Source organism: Microcoleus sp. Pol10D4 (assembly GCF_036701555.1).
In the GTDB taxonomy this organism is placed as follows: domain Bacteria; phylum Cyanobacteriota; class Cyanobacteriia; order Cyanobacteriales; family Microcoleaceae; genus Microcoleus.
This window is the reverse complement of record NZ_JAUBRA010000029.1, coordinates 19,449-41,022: the sequence shown is the minus strand read 5'-3', so window position 1 is coordinate 41,022 and position 21,574 is coordinate 19,449. Positions and strand designations below refer to the sequence as shown.

At 46.1% G+C, this 21,574-nt stretch carries 19 protein-coding genes; 13 read left to right on the top strand and 6 right to left on the bottom strand.

Annotated features, from left to right (window positions below):
- Positions 1–69: 69 nt before the first annotated feature.
- Complete coding sequence (locus QUA36_RS16105) at positions 70–903, bottom strand: prohibitin family protein (protein WP_333369420.1); 834 nt, start codon at positions 901–903, stop codon at positions 70–72.
- Positions 904–1,557: 654 nt separating this feature from the next.
- On the opposite strand from QUA36_RS16105, the gene nfi reads away from it, so the two are divergent.
- Together nfi and QUA36_RS16095 are read left to right on the top strand one after the other, a co-directional pair.
- Complete coding sequence (gene nfi, locus QUA36_RS16100; RefSeq protein WP_333458369.1) at positions 1,558–2,205, top strand: deoxyribonuclease V; 648 nt, start codon at positions 1,558–1,560, stop codon at positions 2,203–2,205.
- Positions 2,206–2,665: 460 nt separating this feature from the next.
- Positions 2,666–2,896, top strand: coding sequence for a KGG domain-containing protein (locus QUA36_RS16095; protein WP_006631632.1), 231 nt, complete (start codon positions 2,666–2,668; stop codon positions 2,894–2,896).
- On the opposite strand, the gene QUA36_RS16090 is transcribed toward QUA36_RS16095, so the two are convergent.
- The gene (locus QUA36_RS16090) at positions 2,893–3,114 is read right to left on the bottom strand and encodes a hypothetical protein (protein WP_333458368.1); all 222 of its coding nucleotides are present in this window, start codon (positions 3,112–3,114) and stop codon (positions 2,893–2,895) included. The two genes, QUA36_RS16095 and QUA36_RS16090, sit on opposite strands and share 4 nt — an antisense overlap.
- Before the next feature lie 261 nt (positions 3,115–3,375).
- Here QUA36_RS16090 and QUA36_RS16085 point away from each other — a divergent pair, with 261 nt between their 5' ends.
- The 9 genes from QUA36_RS16085 (at position 3,376) to QUA36_RS16045 (ending at position 15,077) form a co-directional block, all read left to right on the top strand.
- Positions 3,376–3,906: an FHA domain-containing protein gene (locus QUA36_RS16085; protein WP_333458367.1), complete on the top strand. Its 531-nt coding sequence runs from the start codon at positions 3,376–3,378 to the stop codon at positions 3,904–3,906.
- Between the two features lie 234 nt (positions 3,907–4,140).
- Positions 4,141–6,144 (top strand): FHA domain-containing protein, encoded by a 2,004-nt coding sequence (locus QUA36_RS16080; RefSeq protein ID WP_333458366.1) that lies wholly within the window; start codon positions 4,141–4,143, stop codon positions 6,142–6,144.
- Between the two features lie 59 nt (positions 6,145–6,203).
- Positions 6,204–6,632 carry a hypothetical protein gene (locus tag QUA36_RS16075; protein WP_333458365.1) on the top strand — a complete coding sequence of 143 codons (429 nt, stop codon included), beginning with the start codon at positions 6,204–6,206 and terminating at the stop codon, positions 6,630–6,632.
- A 94-nt stretch (positions 6,633–6,726) separates the two neighbouring features.
- Positions 6,727–7,923: a DNA cytosine methyltransferase gene (locus QUA36_RS16070; RefSeq protein ID WP_333458364.1), complete on the top strand. Its 1,197-nt coding sequence runs from the start codon at positions 6,727–6,729 to the stop codon at positions 7,921–7,923.
- Between the two features lie 259 nt (positions 7,924–8,182).
- A complete protein-coding gene (miaB, locus tag QUA36_RS16065) occupies positions 8,183–9,523 on the top strand; it encodes a tRNA (N6-isopentenyl adenosine(37)-C2)-methylthiotransferase MiaB (RefSeq protein ID WP_333163413.1) in 1,341 nt (446 codons plus the stop codon).
- Between the two features lie 198 nt (positions 9,524–9,721).
- Positions 9,722–10,792, top strand: a complete 1,071-nt coding sequence (locus tag QUA36_RS16060) for a D-alanine--D-alanine ligase family protein (RefSeq protein ID WP_333458363.1) — start codon at positions 9,722–9,724, stop codon at positions 10,790–10,792.
- 260 nt (positions 10,793–11,052) lie between these two features.
- Positions 11,053–12,135 (top strand): AI-2E family transporter, encoded by a 1,083-nt coding sequence (locus QUA36_RS16055; RefSeq protein WP_333163409.1) that lies wholly within the window; start codon positions 11,053–11,055, stop codon positions 12,133–12,135.
- A 582-nt stretch (positions 12,136–12,717) separates the two neighbouring features.
- On the top strand, positions 12,718–13,956 hold the full coding sequence (locus QUA36_RS16050) for an HhoA/HhoB/HtrA family serine endopeptidase (protein WP_333458362.1): 1,239 nt from the start codon (positions 12,718–12,720) through the stop codon (positions 13,954–13,956).
- Between the two features lie 248 nt (positions 13,957–14,204).
- The gene (locus QUA36_RS16045) at positions 14,205–15,077 is read left to right on the top strand and encodes an MBL fold metallo-hydrolase (protein WP_333458361.1); all 873 of its coding nucleotides are present in this window, start codon (positions 14,205–14,207) and stop codon (positions 15,075–15,077) included.
- A 160-nt stretch (positions 15,078–15,237) separates the two neighbouring features.
- Here QUA36_RS16045 and QUA36_RS16040 read toward each other — a convergent pair whose 3' ends face one another.
- The 3 genes from QUA36_RS16040 to gcvH all read right to left on the bottom strand — a co-directional run bounded on the left by QUA36_RS16040 (position 15,238) and on the right by gcvH (position 19,301).
- Positions 15,238–15,402 carry a hypothetical protein gene (locus tag QUA36_RS16040; RefSeq protein ID WP_333458360.1) on the bottom strand — a complete coding sequence of 55 codons (165 nt, stop codon included), beginning with the start codon at positions 15,400–15,402 and terminating at the stop codon, positions 15,238–15,240.
- A gap of 250 nt (positions 15,403–15,652) precedes the next feature.
- Positions 15,653–18,604, bottom strand: coding sequence for an aminomethyl-transferring glycine dehydrogenase (gene gcvP / locus QUA36_RS16035; protein WP_333458359.1), 2,952 nt, complete (start codon positions 18,602–18,604; stop codon positions 15,653–15,655).
- 307 nt (positions 18,605–18,911) lie between these two features.
- Positions 18,912–19,301 (bottom strand): glycine cleavage system protein GcvH, encoded by a 390-nt coding sequence (gcvH, locus tag QUA36_RS16030; protein ID WP_333163397.1) that lies wholly within the window; start codon positions 19,299–19,301, stop codon positions 18,912–18,914.
- 59 nt (positions 19,302–19,360) lie between these two features.
- Here gcvH and QUA36_RS16025 point away from each other — a divergent pair, with 59 nt between their 5' ends.
- The gene (locus tag QUA36_RS16025) at positions 19,361–20,194 is read left to right on the top strand and encodes an alpha/beta hydrolase (protein ID WP_333458358.1); all 834 of its coding nucleotides are present in this window, start codon (positions 19,361–19,363) and stop codon (positions 20,192–20,194) included.
- 111 nt (positions 20,195–20,305) lie between these two features.
- Here the strand turns inward: QUA36_RS16025 and gcvT are convergent, their stop codons facing one another.
- Positions 20,306–21,457 carry a glycine cleavage system aminomethyltransferase GcvT gene (gene gcvT, locus QUA36_RS16020; RefSeq protein WP_333458357.1) on the bottom strand — a complete coding sequence of 384 codons (1,152 nt, stop codon included), beginning with the start codon at positions 21,455–21,457 and terminating at the stop codon, positions 20,306–20,308.
- Here gcvT and QUA36_RS16015 point away from each other — a divergent pair.
- Positions 21,382–21,570, top strand: a complete 189-nt coding sequence (locus tag QUA36_RS16015; protein WP_333458389.1) for a hypothetical protein — start codon at positions 21,382–21,384, stop codon at positions 21,568–21,570. The genes gcvT and QUA36_RS16015 overlap by 76 nt on opposite strands.
- The last annotated feature ends 4 nt before the right edge of the window (positions 21,571–21,574 follow it).

The window sequence follows — 21,574 nt, the reverse complement described above, 5'->3', positions numbered from 1 at the left end:
TTCTCCCCCTCAGACTCTCTCCCCCTCTCCCCTTCTCCCCGCGCCCTGGCAATCATGATCTGCAGCAGCTTATTTAGCAGGAGTTGCAGCTTGAGAAGTCGGCGGCGCAATATTAATTAATGGCAAAGTTCCGCCTCCTCCCATTACTGTCGGAAACTGGCCATTCCATTTTTCAATCGCTTGCTGCTGCAAAATTTCGGCTGTTAATGTTTGCCGCTGCAAGCGTTGAGCTTCAGCTTTACCTTTAGCACGGTTAATTTCAGCTTGAGCATCTTGGGTGGCTTTTTTAACTGTAAATTCTGCTTGTTTAGCTTCTTGTTCTGCTATTTGTTTGGATTCGATGGCTTTGCTAAATTCTGGAGAAAAGCCAAAATTTATTAAAGAAACATCTCTGACAATGACACCGTAAGGTTCCAAACGCTTTTTGAGACTGTTGTCGATTTCTGTTTTGAGTTCCGTGCGCTTAGTGATTATTTCTTCGGCAGTCTTTTTAGAAGTTGCTGCTTTGAGAACTTCCGAAATTGCCGGACTCAGAATGCTGGTAACAATTTGTTCTTCGTCTCCCACTTGTTGGAAAACTTGATTAACTTTGGCAGGGTCAACATTCCAGTTGACTGCCAAATCTGTAGTAATGCTTTGCAAATCTTTGGAGGCTGCATCTGCTTTCAAATCAGTTTTTTGTACCCGCACGCTGAGAGTTTTTACAGAGGTGACGAGCGGTAAAATCGGGTGGATGCCTTCATCTAAAATCGCGTCTTGAACTTTCCCGAAGCGCATCATAACGCCCCGTTCCCCTGGGCCGACGAGGGCAAAAGGTCTTAAAATTAAGGCGGCGATGATGAAGACGATGCCACCGACGATGTAGAGAGCTAGGTTGTACTTAACACTTTGCACGGTTTTCATAGGTTAATTCAGCTAGGTTGTTTTACTGGATGTTAGTTGTCTATTCGCTCTTATCTAAGATTATAACTTCCGGTTAATGGTGCAACAACTCATAAATTTCTTTATTTTTTTCATAAAAGTCATAGGATTTTGAGGGTCGGAAAGCTTTTTAAATCAAAAAGATATTAGATTGCCGTTACATTGAGGCTCTGGTATGAACAATGGCATTTGTACCTAGCTGAAATTATTGATGAATAAATGTTTCAATCATCTTGACAAAGAGGTTTGTTTTAGATAAAGCAGAAGTAAATAGATAGCTCGATCGCTCTTTGAGAAGCGATAAAATAGCGATCGCCAAGAGAAAGCTTTCTAGAAAGCTAAAAAAACAGCATCAAACAGGTATTTTTTGTAAATTTTGAGTAGAAAATTGGAGGGACGTGCTGATAAAACCTTTGGGGGTTGGTTCAATCACAAGCGAAAGATAGAATTTCAGTCTCCGACGTACAGACTTTATATGTAGAATTGGCATCGGCCCGTCTTGCTCAACCATCCTGAGTAAAAAAAAAGACTCCTTGGGCAAGTTGGGAATTTATAGCGACAAACGATAAAAATCCGAGTTTAAAAATGCCCGAAAATAAGTTAATCTTAGATGAGAACGGTTGAAGAAAAATCAAAATGTTGCAGCGACACCCTTGGCCGCAGACAGTTGAAGAGGCGATCGCCATTCAAGAACAGCTTCGGTCAGAGGTAATTACCGAAAATCAACTGGAGACAGTTCGGTACGTCGCAGGCGTAGATGTCGGCTACGACAGTGCAAACGAGGTATCGCGGGCCGCTGTAACAGTTCTGAGCTTTCCAGACTTGCAGTTGCAGCAGCAAGCTGTAGTTCGCAGTCCTACAACTTTTCCTTATATTCCGGGTTTCCTGTCTTTTCGAGAAGTGCCGGCAGTTCTCGAAGCTTTAGAAAATATCAGTTTGACGCCAGACTTGATATTGTGCGACGGTCAAGGACTAGCCCATCCGCGCAGGTTCGGTCTTGCCTGCCATTTGGGCGTTTTGACAGGGATTGCCACGATCGGAGTTGCCAAAAATCGATTTATTGGAGAACATTCAGAAGTCGGACTCGATCGGGGCAGTTGGCAACCCTTGCTGTTGGAGGGATCAACGGTAGGAGCAGCGCTGAGGACGCAAACAGGGGTAAAGCCGATTTATGTTTCGATAGGTCATAAGGTAAACTTGATAAGTGCGATCGAGTACGTCCTGCGCTGCGCCCCAAAATATCGCTTACCAGAAACAACTCGATCGGCAGACCAACTAACATAGGGACAACTGGCAAGTGCCGAAGGCATCAAAAAAAAAGTAAAAAGACCAAAAAAGCATCCGTCTTTGGACTTTTAATTTTTGAGGTGGCCCCGCCCGAGTCAAAAAATCCTCTGAGTCTACTGCCAATCAGCTTTCGGTTCCATCCTTCCAGCGAACTAAAGAATGACTATACCTGAGAAAGAGGTATAAAAGTTGGGGGGGTTTATAGAATGATTGAAAGACAGTAACCAGCTTAAAACATTGGTGGCTCTAACCACAGTGCCCAGGCGTGAACTATTTTTAGTTCACATTTGTAAATTATGAAAAATTAATTCTGCGAGTTAAACCAAAAGCTGAGATTCGTCTGATAAGGTTTCATAATTTACCGTCGGATATCTCACCACTGACTGGAAGTAACCACGACAGTGGGAGGCGAAGGCGCGATCGAGCTAAAAAATCAGAAACAAACAAGGAGACAGTCATGGCTGAGAAAAGCAAACGCGGATTCGCTTCTATGGATGCAGAAAAACAGCGCGCAATTGCTAGCAAAGGCGGAAAAGCTGCACACGAGAAAGGAACTGCACACGAATTCACCCCTGAAGAAGCCAGACAAGCTGGCCAAAAAGGCGGCGAAGCTGTCAGCAGAAATCGCGAACACATGGCTCAAATTGGTCGCGAAGGCGGTCGGAAAAGCCGCAAAAGCGAAGCTTAAGTCTCTCCAGGCTGGCCCTGTAATGAAAGATTGCACAGTTGCAGCGTGAGAGATAGCACTAGGACATTGAGCGTTTGAGGAGGTGGGGCGATCGAAGTTACCGAGGTAGTTCGATCGCCAAACCTCCAAAATTCGTCACTAGCGCACCAAAGCTTCGCAAAGGTGAAAACCTCACAGGAATTAGTTTTTAGCAATCGCTGGCCAATCTTGAACAGCAATTTTTTAACCAAGCTGCACTGCGGTCAATAATTTTGCGGGAAAGAAAAGCTGACAAGCGCGATTAAGTCTCTCAAAAAAAGCCAATACGAGCACTAAAAGCCCCGAATTCAGGGCTTTTTTGTATAGCTGTACATAATATTTTTAGAAGTGCGATCGAGTCCGCGTCAATAATTCTAATTAAGTTTTTTGATGAGGAACTCCGTCCTCAAAATAAATCAGTTAATATTTTTTTATCTTTTTGAGCAGCACACTATACAATCATGACAAACCAGCTCACTTTAGCATGGACAGAAGCTGGGGTTCGTCAAACTCTGACAATTGAAAACGGACAGCCCAGCAAAAATCCGGGAAGCGTGAGGCTAGGGCGCGATCCGGCGAAGTGCGATATAGTATTTTCGCATCCCAGCGTATCGGGGCTGCACGTTGAAATATTTTTTAATCAGGAATTGCAGGAGTATGCAGTGCGGAATTTGCGCGAAAGCAATCCGCCACTGGTAGACGGAAAAATTCTCGCCCGAGGCGAAGCAAAATTGAACTCGGGAAGTCACATCCATTTAGGCCAAGTGCAAATCGAGGTGGTGAATGTGACGGAGGTGCAGGTAGCCGCGCCCCAAACAGTTTTGCTGTCAGGGCCTCCCGCACCTGGTAACTTTCAGCCGACGGGGCCTTCAAAATATGGTTTGCAGTGTCCCAAATGCAGCCGAATTTCGCCTTACGCACAGTTGAATGCGGGGTGTCCGTGGTGCGGTACTTCTTTGGCGGCGGCGGCGAGTGTGATGCTGTCTCCGTGAAAGTTGGAAAAACTGAGATGTTGCACCATTCTCAAGAACGGGCAAGATGCCCGTTCCACAAAGAGTGAATTTTCTTGTGGAACAGGCCGGAAAGCCTGTTCATAAAAGGCTAATTGACAATGGTGCAAGATTTAAGAAAAACGGAAAATCAGGGTATCCGCTAAACACTTTCAAATTCACAAATCTTTTTTTGCAGAAAGCTCAAAGCCGATGGCTGATGTTTAAAAAATAATCATGAATTCTCAACCCTTGCGCCTGCGACTGACTTGGACAGATACAGCTACGGGGGATTGTCGATCCCCGATACTCGACTTACCCATCGCTTTGGGACGAATTTTTGAAGCTATGCCCGCCACAATCAACGGGAAACGAGTTTCTCGAATTGCCCTCAGCAGCAGTCAAGTTTCTCGCTTTCACGCAGTGATTGGCACCGAAGGTAACAGTATTTTACTCACTGACACTGGTAGCCGCAACGGTACTTTTGTTAACGGCATTCGCCAAACCCGTTGCGTGCTGGCAAACGGAGATATGCTCCAAGTTGGGCCCTACGCGATCGGCATTTCTTTTGCTGTTAATTCCCCTGAAACGCCGTCGGTCAATTCTCACATTTTCTTTAACCCGCAGACTAATGGCCCAGACCCCGCACTGGGCCAGCAAATAATGTTGCAGGTTCCTCAAACAGGTAGTAGGGGAGAATTTCCGCCGATCGCATTTTTGCAAGCTTCTCAAGTGTCAATGCGATCGCTCGAATCTAGGGGACTCCCTGTGACAGAAGTTGATTGGGCGGCAGTTGGCGGTGGTTTGGGCAGCTTTATTTGGGTGGATTTGCTGAGAATTTGCGGCGTGAAAATCGATCGAATTGCGGTTTTGGGCATGGAAAACCAGCCTTACGCCCGCTATCTGCGTCTGTGCCTGAATTCTCAAATTCCGCTGCGGGAACGCCTACGATCGAATTCTGACTCTTGTCCAGACAACATTTGGGGGTGGCCTCCCTATGCTTTGCGGGAAGCTTGGCACGAATTGCTCAAAGGGCATTTGGGGATGTCGTTGAAGTTGATGTGGCAGGTGTTTACTGAACCGACTTTTGCCGAAACTTATACGCCTCGTGCGGAGAATGTGTTTGATTCTATTGACAGGGAAGTCGATCGAATTGGGTGGAATCAGATGTTTCGCTACGGTAGAGTGCGGGGAATTCGCAAAACAGATGACGGCAGGTACGCGATCGCTTATTCTCGATCGAATGCGGATCACCGCGAGCACGCTTTTTTAATCGCCAAATACGTACACTTAGCCACTGGCTATCCCGCCATTCAATTTCTGCCCGATTTGCAAGCTTACCGCGAAAAAACCCAGGATTTTGAGTCGGTTGTCAACGCTTACGAAAAGCACGACGGCGTTTACGAAAAATTGGAGGCCAGTGGCGGCAGCGTTTTAATTAGAGGCCGGGGAATTGTGGCTTCGCGGGTGGTGCAGCGAATTTACGAAGCGCGACAGCGGAACCGCAACATTCAAGTATTGCATTTGATGCGATCGCCCAAACCTCAAGGTAACAAATTTAAGCTCGCTGAGCGAAGAGTCGAAAATCACTACGAATTTCAACCTTTCAACTGGCCGAAAGCTTGCTGGGGCGGGGAACTCCGCGTACTTTTGGAACAAGCCGCCCCTGAATTGCGGCCACAGTTGCTCACCGACTGGGGCGGCACTACCACAGCCCAGCGCAGCGACTGGCAGCGGATTGTCAAAGAAGGTTTAAGTCAAGGATGGTATCAAATTACCTTCGGCGAAGTCGAGCGAGTCGAACGCGACAGTCAAAATCGCACGGTGACGTACATTCAGGAGAAGGAACTCAAGGGGCAAATTAAGTTAGAAGCTGATTTTATTATTGATGCTACGGGTTTGGACGCTAAGGTAAAAACCAGTCCCCTGTTAAACGATTTGGTAGTTCAATACAATCTTCCCCTCAACGGTTTGGGGCGGCTGAGTGTTAACAACGATTTTGAAGTGCCCGAATTGCGGAATTCTTCTGCTAGCAACACAGAAGGCCGAGTATACGCAGCCGGCGCGATTACTCTGGGAGGGCCTTACGCGCCGGTAGACAGTTTTTTGGGCTTGCAATACGCCGCCTTGCGATCGGTTGAAAGTCTGGCCGCCAACCGAGTTGCTGGTGTGCGGAAATTGAGCGTTTGGCGATCGTTTGTGCAGTGGTTGAAGTGGATTTTAAATAAATCTCCCGATTGATTAGAAACAAAACCGTTTCGCATTCAATCTAAAATCTAAAATTCCCAATCTAAAATCGAATGACTCCCACCTTATTTGGCCGATGGCAAACTCGAATATTATTATTTGCAACTGTAGGCGTTTTAGCAACACTGCCATTTTTTCTAGGTTTAATAACTTCTCAATCAGGCTCAATCTTTTTCTGGATTTTAGGGTATGTAGCGATTTTTGGTCTCGGCTGGGATGCTTTATATATCTACATCCAACAGTTCCGCTGGGATCGAGATTGGCCCGGCGCGTTTCAATTACTCGCTGGGATTTGGGAAGCACTTTTTGTGTTATTTTTAATCAAAGTTATCGGTTTGCCGGGCATAGCAGTACAAGATTTTGACTTGGGAGTTTTTGCTGTGCATTACAGTTTAGTGTGGCTGGCTATTTATCTGGCATCGCAAACACTAATGCGGATTTTGTTTCCCTACTGGCGTTTCCGAGGCGGGCAATGGTTTTAATAATAGCTGTAGCGGCGGTTTTACCAACAATAATCGCCTCAAACCAATCATCTCATAAACCCGCTCCGGCTATTCTAGCAATTCCCAATTCCCCATGCCCAATTCCCAATTCCCCATGCCCAATTCCCAATTCCCCATGCCCAATTCCCAATTCCCCATCCCCTGTATTTTCTCATTTTTTTCAGGTTCAGGCTTCCTCGATTTGGGCTTTGAGTCGATCGGCTTTAATGTAGCGTATGTCAATGAAATTTTCCCACCTTTCATGCAAGCATACCGCTATTCTCGGCAGTGCATGAATTTGCCACTACCAGAATACGGATATTGCGAAAGAGAGGAAGCAGATGTAACTCGACTTGTAGGGGGAGAACCAGCTTTTCGGCTGCGGGAATTAATGCAGGATGCCCGCAAGCATCACGATATTGTGGGATTTATCGCGGGGCCGCCTTGTCCTGACTTTTCTATTGGTGGCAAAAACCGAGGTGGGGAAGGAGATAAAGGTCAACTTTCAGCTTCCTACATTGAATTGATTTGTCAGCAGCAGCCAGATTTCTTTTTATTTGAAAATGTCAAAGGTTTGTGGAGAACCAAAAAACATAAAGCTTTTTACGACGAACTCAAAAATCAGTTGTATGAGTCGGGATACGTTTTTGCCGAACGTTTAATTAATGCGATAGAATACGGTGTTCCGCAAGATAGGGATAGAATTATTTTGATTGGATTTAGAAAAAACCTTGTCAGAAATCTGGGCATTTCCCTAGAGGAAAAAAGCCAAATGTTAGCCGAAAGTTTATTTCCTTGGCAAAGTCAGGTATTATATCCCAAATCAGAAATTTTTTCTCATCCTTGGCCTGATAGAACGGCGTTTGTAGATGATGGTTTCGTGCCTTGTCCTGATGGCATTCCCCAAGATTTAACGGTAGAATTTTGGTTCCAAAAAAATGACGTTCTCAACCATCCCAATGCCAAACACTATTTCCAACCCAAAGCAGGCCTTAAGCGGTTTGCTTCCGTTGATGAAGGAGATGATTCAAAAAAATCTTTCAAGCGATTGCATCGATGGCGTTATTCGCCAACAGCTTGTTACGGCAATAACGAAGTTCACTTGCACCCTTACAAACTTCGCCGACTTTCTGTTGCAGAAACACTGGCTATTCAGTCACTGCCAAAAGATTTTGCACTGCCAGCCAAAATGACGTTGACTAATATGTTTAAAACTGTTGGCAATGGAGTTCCTTATTTGGCTGCACAAGGTGTTGCCAAAACAATTTTACAGTTTTTACAGACAAAATAAATAGATAAATAAGCGCAAGAGTATTTCAGAAACCCGGTTTATTGCTAGATTTGTCGTGACTAATCCCAAAACTCGTAGAAAAAATCGGCTTTCTAGCCCCATGTAACAGTTAATCGTTGCGCCTCACACAAGCTAGAGATTGGTGAAAGCCGTTGTTTAAATGAACTAATAAAAAGAAAAATTCACAAATGGTTTACACTTGTTATATAATAGTTGGTTAAGGTTGAAAACCTATATTTTTTATTGCCTGCAATTCGCCATGACCGTTAAACCCCGCCGCTATCACATCACTACTTTCGGATGCCAGATGAATAAAGCCGACTCGGAACGGATGGCCGGCATTCTGGAAAATATGGGCTTTGAGTTCTCGGAAGACCCGAACGAAGCTAGCTTGATTCTCTACAATACTTGCACGATTCGCGATAATGCCGAACAAAGAGTTTATTCTAACCTCGGAAGGCAAGCTCATCGCAAGCGCCAAGAACCGGGTTTAACTTTAGTTGTAGCTGGATGCGTCGCGCAGCAGGAAGGTGAAGCGCTGCTGCGGAGAGTGCCGGAATTAGACTTAGTAATGGGGCCACAACACGCTAACCGACTTGAAGATTTACTCGAACAAGTTTTTGAGGGCAATCAAGTCGTGGCGACTGAAGCTGTTGAGATTATGGAGGATATTACTAAGCCGCGCCGCGATAGCAAGGTGACTGCTTGGGTGAATGTAATTTATGGCTGCAATGAACGCTGCACTTATTGTGTTGTCCCGAATGTTCGCGGGGTTGAACAGTCGCGAATGCCGGAGGCAATTCGCGCGGAAATGGAGGATTTGGGCCGTCAAGGTTACAAAGAAGTAACTTTGTTGGGGCAAAATATTGATGCTTACGGACGCGATTTGCCGGGGACAAAACCGGACGGCAGCAACCAGCATACTTTGACGGATTTGCTTTATTTTGTGCAGGATGTGCCTGGTGTCGATCGCCTCAGATTTGCTACTAGCCACCCGCGCTATTTTACAGAAAGATTGATTAAGGCTTGTGCTGAATTACCGCAGGTTTGCGAACATTTTCACATTCCTTTTCAGTCGGGAGATAATGATATTTTGAAGGCGATGTCGCGCGGTTATACTCAGGAAAAATACCGCCGGATTATTGATACAATTCGCCGTTATATGCCGGATGCTTCGATTACTGCGGATGCGATTGTCGGCTTTCCCGGTGAGACGGAAGCGCAGTTTGAGAAGACTTTGAAGTTAATCGAAGACGTTGGTTTCGATTTGGTGAATACTGCGGCTTATTCCCCTCGCCCTGGGACGCCGGCGGCTTTGTGGGAAAATCAGTTGACTGAGGAGGTGAAAGCCGATCGCCTGCAACGAATCAATCATGTAGTGACAACAACGGCGATGGAACGATCGCAGCGCTATTTCGGACGCACTGAAGAGGTTTTGGTGGAAGTCCAGAATCTCAAAGATCCAACTCAGGTGATGGGGCGCACTCGCGGCAATCGTCTCACATTTTTTAAGGGCGATATTGCTGAATTGGCGGGTAAAATTGTGCGGGTTAAAATTACAGATATTCGCGCTTTTAGTTTGACGGGGGAAATGCTTTAAATAGCACCGGAATGAGATTAGGGGACGGCTTACTTGTGAACTTTTCTAAGAAGATGTAATTTTTTTTACCGCAGAGAGCGCAGAGGACACAGAGGAAGAGTGGAAGGGAGGAGATAAGTAGTCTTAAAGCGGTTCGTATGTGCCTTAGTTGCGCTCTCTGCGTGTATATTTGTCGAAAAGTCCTAGGAGTAGTGAAAAATGACAACGATGCGGATCGGGCTATTGTTCGGGGGGCGATCGGGCGAACACGAAGTCTCAATTAGTTCGGCGCGGGCGATCGCACGTGCCCTCGCTGCGGAGGAAAATGCCTCTAAATACGAAGTTCTGCCCTTTTACATCCAAAAAAACGGCTGCTGGCTGTCGGGAACATTACCTCAACAAGTCTTAGCCACCGGAAAACCTCTGGAAATAGAGGAACAAACAGCACAAAACGACTCTCCCGCTGGACAGTTTCCTAATTTTAATGCTGTAGATGTTTGGTTCCCTGTTTTGCACGGACCAAACGGTGAAGACGGTACGGTGCAAGGATTGCTGAAATTATTGCAAGTTCCTTTTGTCGGTTCCGGCGTTTTAGGTTCAGCGCTGGGAATGGATAAAATTGCGATGAAAATGGCTTTTGCTCAGGCTGGTTTGCCGCAGGTAAAATATGTCGCTGTCAACCGTTCCGAAATCTGGTCTAATCCTTGCGTTTTCCCCAAACTGTGCGACAAAATTGAAGCAAGTTTGGGCTATCCTTGCTTTGTCAAACCTGCGAATTTGGGTTCGTCTGTGGGAATTTCTAAAGCTCGATCGCGCGCTGAATTAGAAGCAGCTCTCGACAGCGCCGCCAGCTACGACAGGCGGATAATTGTCGAAGCGGGTGTGGTTGCTAGAGAATTAGAATGTGCAGTTTTGGGTAACGATAATCCCCAAGCTTCAACGGTGGGAGAAATTACTTTTCAAAGCGATTTCTACGACTACGAAACTAAATATACCCAGGGACAAGCCGACTGCTCAATCCCGGCAAAAGTCAGCGGTGCGATCGTCTCGCAAATCCAAGAAATGGCAGTGCAAGCATTTTTGGCTATAGACGCGGCAGGTTTAGCGCGAGTAGACTTTTTCTACATTGAATCAACCGGAGAAGTTTTGATTAACGAAATCAACACTTTCCCCGGCTTTACAGCTACCAGTATGTATCCGCAAATGTGGGCAGCGGACGGCATTTCTTTCCCTGAATTAGTAGACCGTTTAATTCAATTATCTCTCGAACGGCACGGGGAAAAAGGTTGAATGGCGAGTTGTAAACCGCTGCCGTGCCAACCGAAAATAAAATATTTTCGCAGGTAATATATCCATACCAGCGGAAACGATATAACATAGTTGTGGCAGGCACTGCCTGCCAGCAACCCGATTTCCGCTGCTAGTCGAGCAACTGGGAATTTTAAGCAGTCGGGTGTAAATAAATGCACTATAAGATGGTTAACGGAGAAGGGCGAATAGCAGTGTCAATCTCACACCTTGAATCTCAAATTTTAACTCGGTTAACTTAGATGAGACGTTTCACTCAACTGCCGCAGTGGTGGACTTACGGACTGGTATTTCCCCTAGCGGTACTCAACTGCTGGTTAGCCCTCCTAGTCTTTGAATATTTTCGCGCCCTGATTACAGTTTTGGTAGTGGCTACAGTGCTGTCTTTTTTGCTAGATTATCCAGTGCGCTTTCTGCACAGATACGGCTTGAAGCGCGATCGAGCAGTTTTGTCGGTATTGTTTTTGACTTTACTGCTATTGGTGGTTTTAGGTCTCACTCTGGCCCCGATTCTCCTAAACCAAATCACTGATCTCGCCACCCGACTGCCGACTTGGATAGTTTCTGGAACAGAACAGATTGAAGCATTCCACAATTGGGCGGAAAATCGAAATCTCCGCATTGATGTTAGCGGTTTGACAACCCAATTGAGCGATCGACTTTCATTTCAATTGCAGTCTCTCACTGGCGAAATTCTCAGATTTGGTTTGGGTGCTGCAGACAGTCTGTTGAATTTCCTCCTCACAATAGTCGTGACATTCTACTTGCTCTTGCACGGCGATCGCGTATGGGAAGGATTGTTTAAATGGTTTCCCTCCAAGCTGAGCCTTCAATTGCGAGAGTTGCTGGCGCGAAGCTTCCACAACTACTTCGTCGGGCAAGCAACTTTGGCGGGTTTGATGGGACTGTCTATCACTGTTGCTTTTTTAATTATGCGAGTTCCCTTCGGACTTCTGTTCGGTTTGGGTGTGGGTGTAATGACTATGATTCCCTTCGGGGCACCTTTCAGTATTTGCATTGTCAGTTTGCTGATCACATTAAACAATTTTTGGCTCGGCGTCACAGTTTTAGCTGTCGCTACAGTAATTGAGCAAATAATTGAAAGCGGGGTTGCTCCTCGGTTATTAGGCGGTTTTATCGGTCTCAATCCTGTGTGGATTTTAGTAGCGCTGCTGGTGGGGGTTAAGGTAGCGGGAGTAGCAGGTTTGTTAGTTGCTGTGCCGATGGCTGGTTTTATTAAGAATACTGTTGATATTTTGGAAAGTTCGAGGAACAAGTCGAGGAAAATCGATTCGCTTAGTTCCATTGAACCTCTGGAGGAATAAAATTATTCCAGAGGTTCAAATTTTAGATTTGAAGAGAGTTTTTGCAGGCTATTTTGACTTAGGTTTAGTTGGTACTTTAGCTTGAGGCTTTACAGGTTTTTTACTTCCTGCTTTAGGGTGAGGCTTTCCGGTTCTTTAGCTGCTATCCTTCCTGGATGCAGGTGGGGTCAAAAATCCCGTTTCTACGTTAACGTCGATCGCTCACAACGAAGATTTTGCGTATAATCCTGGTTTTTTTGAGTGCAAGATTGTTGTTGACTTCGGATATCAATCCTGTGAAAAGTTCGCGGGAAATGCGGAATATGCGAGCTGGCTAGCGTAGTTTGTATTATCGCACTCAAGCGGCAATTCGCCAGTGCAGACCCAGTTAGATCGCACTCAAAAGCTGGAATCCACAAACAATTTGCCTGCGACTGTCCGGTTTCTACCCCACCTTGTAGGGTAAACCACACCAGTCAAGCAGATATCACAAATGCTTGAATTAAAATTAAAGAGTCTTTAGTTCTAACTTAATTCCAGTAAGTGCTAAAAATGCAAAACCCTAATTATAACTCTCGCTCTAACTCCCACCAAATCAATACTATGTCAACCAAAAATATGCCTACTGCAACTGTGCGTTCTCGCCGTTTTTCGTTGCCGAAAAAACTGGCTTTTTTATCCCTTGTTTTGCTCGGCTCCACCGCAACTGTTGGGTGCAACGCCCTAACTTCTCAAGTTCCTGGAAGTTCTAACGCCATCAAAGCTGAACCGGCAAATGCAGCGCCAATCTCAGCATTGCCTGCAAATATACTGCCCTCTCAAGACTCTAATTTTGTGACTCAAGTTGTGCAGGAAGTCGGCCCGGCAGTGGTGCGGATCAATTCGTCTCGCACGGTGCCGAACCAAGTTCCAGATGAGATACCCGAGCAATTCCGCCGCTTCTTCGGTTCAGAATCTCCCATTCAACCGGGAAATCGGGTAGAACGGGGATCGGGCTCGGGTTTTGTTTTTGGTTCCGATGGCCGCATTTTGACTAACGCTCACGTTGTTGATGGCGCGGATACGGTGACGGTAAAACTGAAGGATGGCCGCGAATTTGTCGGCAAAGTTTTAGGCGTAGATACAGTTACTGATGTGGCTGTTGTTAAAATTGAAGCTAACAATTTGCCTGTGGTGAATTTGGGTAAATCTGAAGAGTTACAGCCGGGAGAATGGGCGATCGCGATCGGCAATCCCCTCGGTTTGGACAATACTGTGACTGTGGGAATTATTAGCGCTACAGGCCGTTCTAGCGCCGATGTCGGCGTTCCCGACAAGCGCGTCAGCTTTATTCAAACCGACGCTGCGATCAATCCCGGCAATTCAGGCGGCCCGCTGCTGAACCAGCGCGGTCAAGTTATCGGTATGAATACGGCGATTATTCAAGGCGCTCAAGGATTGGGTTTTGCGATTCCGATCGATCGAGCACAACAAATTGCCAACCAATTAGTAACAGCAGGAAAAGCCGAACATCCTTATCTCGGCGTTCGGATGTTGAGCATTACTCCCGAAATCAAGGCAGAATTCAATAAAAATCCCAACCCCAAATTGAGGCTGACTGAAGATAAAGGCGTGTTAGTTCTGGGAATTGGCAAAAATTCTCCGGCGGCACAAGCTGGAGTTCGCGTTGCCGATGTGATCAAGAAAATCAATGGTGCAGAAGTCAGCGATGCTGGCAGCGTACAGCAAATTGTCGAGAAAAGTACAGTGGGCAGCGAGCTGCAGCTTGAATTGAGCCGCGGCGGACAACCTGTTACTGTGGCGGTGAAAGCGGGTGCTTTTCCAGCGGATCAGCAGCAGTAGAATTGTTGATTGAAACTTAGATCTTGCACGCAGAAGCAAGAGTCCGGCAGGGGCTAAAACCCCTGCTTCAAAGTGAAAGTCCTCTTGCATAGGACTGATACTAAATTATTGTGAATAAATAAGGAGTAATTATTAGTCGGTTTTAACCGGCTTTTGCTGTGAGACGGATTTAAACCTCCGGCGGGATGTCGGGGGTAGTCGTTCTAGTAAGTTACCATAATTTATAGGGGTTATTAAGAGGTAGAAAAATGGCTAACATTAATCGGAGGCGTACTGAAAATATTAACGGTAACTTTTATGTAGACAGTACCTGCATTGACTGTGATACTTGTCGGTGGATGGCACCTGAAGTATTTGGTCAAGCGGGAGAACAGTCTGCGGTTTACCACCAGCCAACTAATGAAACTGAAGAAATGCGATCGCTCGCGGCTCTTTTGTCTTGTCCCACAAGTTCGATCGGCACTGTTGAAAAACCCACAAGAATTAAAGAAGTTCAGAAAAATTTGCCCGCCCTCGTAGCAGAAAATGTCTATCACTGCGGCTACCACTCAGAGAAATCCTACGCCGCAGCCAGCTATTTAATTGTCCGTCCAGAAGGAAACATTTTAGTTGATTCTCCCCGTTTTGTGCCGCCGCTCGTCAAAAACATAGAAGCAATGGGCGGCATTCGCTATCTGTACTTAACTCACCGCGACGATGTGGCAGATCATCAACAATACCACGATCATTTTGGGTGCGATCGCATTCTCCACGCTGACGAAATTAACGCTGGTACTCGCAGTGTAGAAATTCAACTGTCTGGTAGCGAACCGCATCAAATCGCAGATGATTTGTTGATTATTTCTGTACCCGGTCACACGAAAGGTCACACAGTTTTGCTTTACAATAACAAGTTTTTGTTCACCGGCGATCATCTTGCTTGGTCGGAAAGTTTGCAGCAGCTAGTTGGCTTTCGGGAAGTCTGTTGGTATTCTTGGCCGGAACAAATCAAATCTATGCAAAATTTGGCTAATTACTCGTTTGAATGGGTGTTGCCGGGACACGGCCGCAGGTATAATGCCGATCGAGAAACAATGCACGAGCAAATGCAACAGTGTATTGCTTGGATGGTCGATGCTTAATAGTTTAAACCCCCTTTTATACTAGGCGGTTGAAACCAATCCTACACACACTTTCGCCGCCAACCACGAAAAAGAAGTCATCGCCGCTGTTGGAAGAATAGACTAACCAGTTGTAGCGATTGGTGTGATTAGCCCCCCAGCGTTCTAGCGGAATTGGCAACTATTTGGCGAGGGCGGGTTCTAGTGCATAATCGTTCATACCGTAGATGTCGGGGCTTATCGGATGCCGATCGGCTTTAACGTCTACAGATAAGGTGGGATTGGCTGTTTGGGCGATCGGCGTTTTGAGGTAAGCTGCTGTTGCTACCACCCCCAAAGCAGCCAAAACACCTAAAAATAATAGGATAATCCAACGCGGTTTATTTTCGTGAGCCAGTCACAAAAATCGTCTTTTCATTTTTTATTTTACCTAAAAAATTTTAGATTATGGTATTACATTATTTTCAGCGCGTTTATCTAGGTTAATCAGCAGTTCTACATTTAACTTTAACTTTTGGGGCGGGCTAGAAGCCCAACCCCTACTCCCCACAATAGTATGTGTGTAAGATGCCCATTGTGCACCCAGAGAGACTTATTTAACCTTGACTGTAAGCCTCCATTGGTAAACAAGAACAGACAAAATTACGATCGCCAAACGCATTATCTATCCGGCCCACCGCCGGCCAAAACTTATGTTCGCGAGTCCAAGGTGCCGGATAAGCCGCTTGCGCGCGAGTATAAGGACGATTCCAATCATCAACCATTAGAGATTCTGCGGTGTGCGGCGCATTTTTCAAGACGTTATTTTGTGCGTCAACATTGCCTTTTTCTATCTCCGCAATTTCCGCTCGAATCGCAATCATCGCATCGCAAAAACGGTCTAATTCCTGCTTCGATTCGCTTTCGGTAGGTTCCACCATTACCGTACCAGCAACCGGCCAAGAAACCGTCGGCGCGTGATAGCCGTAATCCATCAACCGTTTAGCGATATCTTCGACTTCAATAGCCGCAGATTTTTTGAGCGATCGCAAATCTAGAATACACTCGTGCGCCACTAAACCGGCTTTCCCTTTGTACAAGACCGGATAATAAGATTGTAACCGTTTGGCCATGTAATTAGCATTAAGAATTGCTACTTTTGTTGCCTCAGTTAAACCGAATCCTCCCATCATCCGAATGTACATCCAAGAAATAGTCAAAATGCTAGCACTTCCCCAAGGCGCTGCGGAAACAGCACCAACTGATATTTGTTGACTGTTGACTGTTGACTGTTGACTATTAAGAATAGAATGACTGGGCAAAAATTCTACTAAATGAGACATTACCCCAATCGGTCCCATTCCCGGCCCGCCGCCGCCGTGGGGAATACAGAAAGTTTTGTGCAAATTTAAGTGACAAACATCAGCACCAAAATCACCGGGGCGGCACAAACCAACTTGAGCATTCATATTTGCGCCGTCCATATAAACTTGTCCGCCGCAGTTGTGGACAATCTCGCAAATCTCTTTAATTTCTTCCTCAAAAACGCCGTGAGTTGATGGATATGTTACCATCAACGCCGCTAGTTCATTTTTGTGTTTCTCGGCTTTTTTATGTAAATCCGCAACATCAATATTGCCCTGAGAATCGCACTCGACAGCAACTACTTTCATCCCCGCCATCACCGCGCTAGCCGGATTTGTACCGTGGGCGGACTGGGGAATCAAACAGATATTTCGGTGAGATTCGCCTCGGTGTTCGTGGTATTGACGAATAACTAACAAGCCCGCGTATTCGCCTTGGGAACCAGCGTTTGGCTGCAAAGAAATTCCCGCGAAACCGGTGATTTCTGCCAGCCACTGTTCTAGTTGCACGAACATCATTTGATAGCCGCGAGTTTGATCGCGGGGTGCAAAAGGATGTATCTTGCCAAATTCCGCCCAAGTCACCGGCATCATCTCTGCTGTTGCATTCAATTTCATTGTGCAAGAACCCAAGGGAATCATCGATGTATTTAGCGATAAATCCTTGGCTTCTAGACGGTGCAAATAGCGCAAAAGTTCAGTTTCTGAATGGTAGCTGTTGAAAACTGGATGTGCGAGATAGCTGCTGGTGCGATCGCAAAAATCTGGTAAGGTCAAATAGGAACTTAAGGCGTCTGCATCCACTGCAATGTTGAGAGAATTCTGCCCGTCTGCCCTGATATAATCCTTATCCTGGGCAAAAATTTTCCACAACTCTTGCACATCTTCAACGGTGACAGTTTCATCTAAACTAATTCCTACTGTCGAGTTATCGAAAACTCGGATATTAATTTTCCGAACTTTAGCAGCTTCTAGAATTTCTGACAGCGGTTTTTCTCCCAATTCTACTCTCAAAGTATCGAAGAAATGTTGAGAACCAATTTTATATCCGAAACTTCTTAAACCGGATGCCAAAAGGGCAGTTAAATTCCATACTTTCTCAGCAATGTCATTCAGTCCAGACGGGCCGTGATAAACAGCATACATACTCGCCATCACTGCCAGCAAAACTTGAGCAGTACAAATATTGCTGGTTGCTTTTTCGCGGCGGATGTGCTGTTCGCGAGTTTGCAAGGCCAAACGCAAAGCAGATTTGCCGTTGGCATCTTTAGAAACGCCGACAATTCTCCCCGGAACTTGCCGTTTAAACTCTTCTCGTGTGGCGAAATAGGCTGCGTGGGGCCCTCCGAATCCCATCGGCACTCCGAAGCGCTGAGTGCTTCCTACGGCTATATCCGCGCCGAATTCGCCGGGGGGTGTGAGCAAGCAAAGGCTCAAAATGTCGGCTGCGACTGTGACTAATGCGCCGACTTCGTGTGCCGATCGAATAAAATCGCTATAGTCGTAAATTGCGCCGTCTGTGGCGGGGTATTGCAGGAGAGCGCCGAAGATTGTACGATCGAACTCAAAGCTTTGATGGTCGCCGACAATTACCTCAATTCCTAGTGGCTTAGCGCGAGTTTGCACCACTTCCACAGTTTGAGGGTGGCAATCTTGGGAAACAAAAAACGCTTTTCCCTTATTTTTGCTCATGCCGTAACTCACCGCCATCGCTTCCGCCGCCGCAGTCCCTTCATCCAGCAAAGAAGCGTTGGCAATTTCCAAACCCGTGAGGTCAATTATCATGGTTTGGAAGTTCAGTAAAGCTTCCAATCGTCCTTGAGCAATTTCGGCTTGATAGGGAGTGTAAGCTGTATACCAGCCGGGATTTTCTAGGATATTCCGCTGGATGACCGGGGGTGTGATGCAATCGTGATATCCAGTGCCGATGTACGATCGAAATACCTGATTTTTTGCAGCAATTTCTTTCAATTCTGCCAAAGCGCTGTACTCGCTTTGCGCTGCGGGAAGTTGTAATGGTTGAGAAATGCGAATCGCCGCTGGAACCGTTTTGTCAATCAACTCATCGAGGCTGGAAATGCCCAAAACATTGAGCATTTGCTGGATTTCGCTGGGTGTCGGGCCAATGTGCCGGCCAGCAAAACCATTGATGCAGGAAAGGTTTTGCTGCTGACTGGGTTCAAGTTGAGGGCTGTAGAGTACCAAGGCGGATTCTCCTGAATAGACTTTTGCTTCTTTGTTTGTAACATTTTGCTAAGAAAACCAGGAAGATTTTCTGCGTCTATCCAAGTCCGACAGGGGTTGAAACCCCTGTCTCATAGCTAAAGTCGTCGGTCGGCGACTGTAGATTAAGCTGCACTTATCGCAACTCCCCCCGCAACAGCTTGGTATTTCAGTCGTCTTTAGACGACTTGTGCTAAAAGCCCCGTGGGTTTCAACCCCTGGCGGATTGTGGAATTATCAACGAACCCTATGCCCTATGCCCCATGCCCTATGCCCTATTCCCTATTCCCTATTCCCCTTCCACCATTTTGCGATACTCCGGGGCCGAGAAAGCGTCATCTGCGTCGCTGGTGTTGTCAACGCGCACTTTCAGCAGCCACCCAGCGCCATAGGGGTCTTCCGCCAAATTTTCGGGAGACTCTATAATGTCATCATTGCGTTCTACGACTGTACCGGTAACTGGCGCTTTCAAGTCTTCAACCGCTTTCACTGACTCGACTGTACCGAAAGCTTCGCCCTTTTCCAACCCTGCACCGACTTCTGGCAAATCTAGAAACACGATATCGCCGAGTTGGTCAACTGCAAAGGCACTAATGCCGATGGTGGCAATTTCGCCTTCGAGTCGGATGTATTCGTGGGTGTCTAGGTATTTCAAGTCATCGGGGTATGTTAGTGCCATGTCTTTTCTCGCAATAAAAAAGTATTAGTTAAATCTTATTCAACTATGAGCCTTTAGTAATGACTAAATGGAACAGAAAAAATATTAAACGTTTGCTTTTTGGAGAATTTTCTGTCAAACGACTGATGCGCTCTATAATTTTTATTTACGCATTTTTATGTTTTTACGGTTTCTTTTTTTCAGAACGGCTAATTTTTCAACCTCCCCCATCTAGTCAGAGTGATAGCAGGGAAGTTATCAAAGTTAGCTCAGCTAATGGCGTGAAAATTTCTACTGTTCATTTTCCTAACCCGCAAGCTAAATATACCATACTTTACAGTCACGGAAATGCGGAAGACTTGGACGGCATTTTGTGGCTACTCAGAGAGATTCGAGATAGCGGGTTTGCTGTGTTTGCCTATGATTATCAAGGTTACGGCACGAGTCAGGGAAAGCCTTCTGAGTATAATAATTATCGTGATATTGAGGCTGCTTACAATTATTTAACGCAACAGTTGGGAGTACCTGCAAACCAAGTTATTCTTTACGGGCGTTCTGTGGGGGGTGGGCCGGCAATTGATTTGGCTTCGCGGCAAAAAGTCGGCGGTTTGGTGGTTGAAAGTGCCTTTGTTTCGGCTTTTCGCGTGTTGACGCGGATTCCGATTTTACCCTTTGATAAGTTTGTGAATATTGATAAGATTGGCAAAGTTCGATCGCCTGTTTTGGTGATTCATGGTAAGGCTGATGAGGTTGTGCATTTTTGGCATGGAGAGCAGTTGTTTGCCACCGCCAACGAGCCGAAAGTGAATTTTTGGGTTGATGGAGCCGGTCATAATGATTTGATGGATGTGGCGGGCGATCGCTATGCTGCAACTTTGCGACAATTTGCTAAGCTAGTAGATGAGTCTTCTTGACCAATACGAGCAACGCGCTAGAAGCTTGTTCCACAACAACACATACACTTACACTTTATTGTGAACCGTTGCTCTGAGCAACGCCCCTGAATTAAGGTTTACCTACTTAAGTTAACTGGGGCGGTTTGGCGATCGATAAAATGGTTTTTTCACTACACTAGCGGGATAGTTTTTACCGCGAATCTCGATTTCTAATTGCTGACCGATTTTCGCTAATTTTGCGGGAACAAATGCGAGGGCTACTGGCCGATTCAAAGTAGGCGATAATGTACCGCTAGTAACTTCTCCTACTGTTTCACCTTCAAATATTACCGGATAGCCGTGGCGTGCAATGTGCCGCCCCTGCATTTCTAACCCTACCAACCGCTTTGATACTCCACTCGCTTTCTGCTGTTCCAAAACTTCGCGACCAATAAAATCGCCTTTGGTGTCGAGGTGAACAACCCAACCCAATCCAGCCTCTAAAGGCGTGATATTGTCGTCGATATCTTGACCGTAAAGAGCCATTGCTGCTTCTAAACGCAAGGTATCTCTCGCACCCAAACCGCAGGGTACAACGCCAGCATCTAACAATTTTTGCCATAGTTCTTTTCCTACTTCGGCATCCACCATGATTTCAAACCCATCTTCGCCGGTGTAACCAGTTCTCGCGATAAAACTCGGCTGTCCCAACAGGTTTGTTTCTAAGTGACCAAATGCCTTAATTGGTGCGAGGTTGTCTTCCACAAAAGGCTGGAGATAGTTAACAGCCTCTGGCCCTTGAATAGCAATTAAAACTTTATCTTCGGAGAGGTCTGTAAAACTGAGTTCGCTCAATTCTAAGTGAGTGGTGATCCATGCTTTGTCTGCGATGCGAGTGGCGGCATTGACAATGATTACTGCACGTTCTTCGCTAGTGATAGGGTCTGGTTCTTGGCAGTAGAAAATAATGTCGTCTAAGATGCAGCCTTTGGCATTTAGCAAGACTGTATATTGAGCTTGACCGGGTTGCAAGCGGCTCAAGTCTGAGGGTACTAAGGGTTGAAGTTTTTCTATTACTTGTTTCCCTCTCAAACCAAATTTTCCCATGTGGGAAATGTCGAACATTCCTGCTTGCTGGCGTACTGCTTGGTGTTCGCTGCTGATGCCTCCGTACTGCACCGCCATCTCCCACCCGGAAAAGGGTACCATTCGGCCTTTGAGTTCTAATGATAGGTCGTACAGAGGCGTGCGGGCAAGTTGGCTCGGACTCTCTGGATTGCTGGGTTCAGTTGACTTTGCCACAGGTAGCGCTTTGGTTGCGGGTAGACTGTTTTGATTTTACGGGAAAATTGGTTGTCGCGGTGTGTGGCGCGATCGAATTTAACGACACGGCAATGCTGTTTCCCTACGACTAAGTAC